Genomic DNA, 2,195 nt, shown 5'->3' on the forward strand with positions numbered 1-2,195 from the left:
CACCGATACGAAGCTAATTTTTAACATCTTACATGTTTTCGTTTAAAACCCAGCCTCCCTTTATCAATTTCTTTTTGAATACTTTCGTAAGCGTTTAGGATACTGCTTTTTTTCTTGTCCCGTTTGACTTCTACTGTACCTACTGCCTTTGCGGTCTCGACTGCCTTTTCATGGTGAGGCAAATATGAAGTCCCCACAGTGTATAGAAAATTATTCATAGCTGATTTCGTTCGTTCTGGGGAATCGTGAATCTTATTTTTTACAAGATCAAGCATATTTGAAATCTTACTTTCGGAAAATTCATTGTCTATGCGATTACCTAAAAGCCAGCAGTAGCAACTCCAGCCCGCTGACATTCTCAGCTCTTGACCGCTTGCAATCCATTTATCAGCAACGTCTTGTGCAATATCAGACTCTGATAAAGTTACTGCAACCACATAATCGGACAGCATATAAAAATATGCTGCATCCATCCACCGATCAAAATCCGACTCAGTCATGGCTTTTGGATCTGCAATAATGCCTGCAAAGTACATTGCATCGTAGTTACCTGTGGAATAAAGCTCGTCAGCTAAATGTTGATTTATTCTTATCTTCTTTGCAATTGGTTTCATAGCGCCTGTAGCTACGCCAAAAAGAGGCTCGTGCGCACCATTAGATAAGTATATTTTTTTCGTTCGTTCCTTACCGAGGGCTTCAAGCTCCTGCATAACTGTTTTGAAATCCATAGTTTTGCACATCCTTCCTTATTAATAATTTCATTGTAACAACTATTTACTGAAATATTAAATCATATAAAAATAAGGTCAACCTTTAAAAACTGGTTGACCTTATAATACGAAAGAACATTTTAGTTTAAGTACAATACTTCACAATCTTGCATCCTTGGATAAATTACTATTACTAAATGTTTGATATGTAAAAAAAGGGAACCCTGCTAACCAGGAGGTTCCCTTTTTTATTAGTAAGATAAAAATACAAAATATCGTTTTTAAAAAAACAGGCTGAGGTTTGGGTTCAGCTTTTTTCAACCGACAACTGTTACATTACCTTTAGGAGTGCATTGAATGAATATTGTTGGTAACCAGTACCTATAACTAAAAATGTTGTTGCACCAAAAGGCAAAATCACAAAAACCTCCAGAATTAATAATAGCTCCTAGACAACCTAACCACTATAAACACTATCACATGTTCCAGCTGCTGGTTCATAATAACAATGATTTTTAAATTGACCAGCATAAGGTTGACCGTACCATGTTGGAGGGCATGGTGCATATGGATTAAAATACCATAGAGCATATTTCCCTGGATGGTCTCTCCAATAATCTAAATTCTTTTTTGCTAATCTTTTTTCAACAGATCTCGCTCTTTCATAAAATAAATTACCTTTTTGAACCGCTTCAAAAGAATAATTTCCTCCTTGTACTTGAAAAATGACATCTGAAATTGTTCTTAAATCTCTAAAGTCTAAACAATCGGCTTTAAGACGATTAACAATTACATTTCCAACATATAACATTCCTTGCTGTCCTTCACCTTCGGCTTCTGCCCTCATCATCCTTGCCATTAAGTCAATGTCTGAACTTTTGTATTTTACTCTTGGCATTTATTCACCCCAACAATATAGTATGAAAAAAAGCCTACATTGTGTCATTGTAAACTTAGTTTTAATGCTTACAGTTTCTAAGTATTATGAAAACTTAGACAAACCTTTTTTCACAACGTATGTCAAATAGCCATTCAGCTTGGCGGATTTTCCCATCATAAATACGATGAAATTCGATATATTCAATTCTTCTGGCAATGCCGGTTTAGTTTTCCTCTTTAATGCAGGAAGGAGGCAAAAAAGGGTATGTTCAGAAATCACTTTGAACATACCCTTTTTGATAATTTGTCATTTTATTTGATGAATATCGCTTTATGCAAATCTATTCTTCCAGCAGTTTAATTTCTACCAGTAACCTTTTTAGCATGACTGCTGTCTCTGCCCTTGTTGCAGATTCTTTTGGTTGCAATTCATTTGCCTTGTTTCCTTGAATTACGCCAAGTTGTATAGCTAATGCTACGTCTGCTCTGGACCATGCACTGATAGATTTACGATCTATATATTTTGCCAATACTTGATCCACATCCACTGTTGGTGCTTGTTTCTCTATGATTTTGTATGTACGACCCATTAATGCAGCCATTTGT

3 protein-coding genes are annotated in these 2,195 nt (G+C 35.7%); all 3 read right to left on the reverse strand.

Annotated features, from left to right (window positions below):
* Positions 1 to 20: 20 nt before the first annotated feature.
* Positions 21 to 728, reverse strand: coding sequence for a DNA alkylation repair protein (locus AC1DSB_RS18370; protein ID WP_477533003.1), 708 nt, complete (start codon positions 726 to 728; stop codon positions 21 to 23).
* Positions 729 to 1,167: 439 nt separating this feature from the next.
* Entirely contained in the window at positions 1,168 to 1,608 is a 441-nt protein-coding gene (locus AC1DSB_RS18375) for a cell wall hydrolase (protein ID WP_016427522.1), read from the reverse strand.
* A gap of 322 nt (positions 1,609 to 1,930) precedes the next feature.
* Positions 1,931 to 2,195, reverse strand: a 265-nt coding sequence (locus AC1DSB_RS18380) for an S-layer homology domain-containing protein (protein WP_477587313.1), incomplete at its 5' end; no start/stop codon positions are given.

This window comes from Paenisporosarcina sp. P4_E4_2 (assembly GCF_056401595.1).

Excerpts from the sequence above, each read along its gene's own strand:
- AC1DSB_RS18370 (WP_477533003.1), bottom strand. The coding sequence starts at position 728 with ATGGATTTCAAAACAGTTATGCAGGAGCTTGAAGCCCTCGGTAAGGAA.
- AC1DSB_RS18375 (WP_016427522.1), bottom strand. The coding sequence starts at position 1,608 with ATGCCAAGAGTAAAATACAAAAGTTCAGACATTGACTTAATGGCAAGG.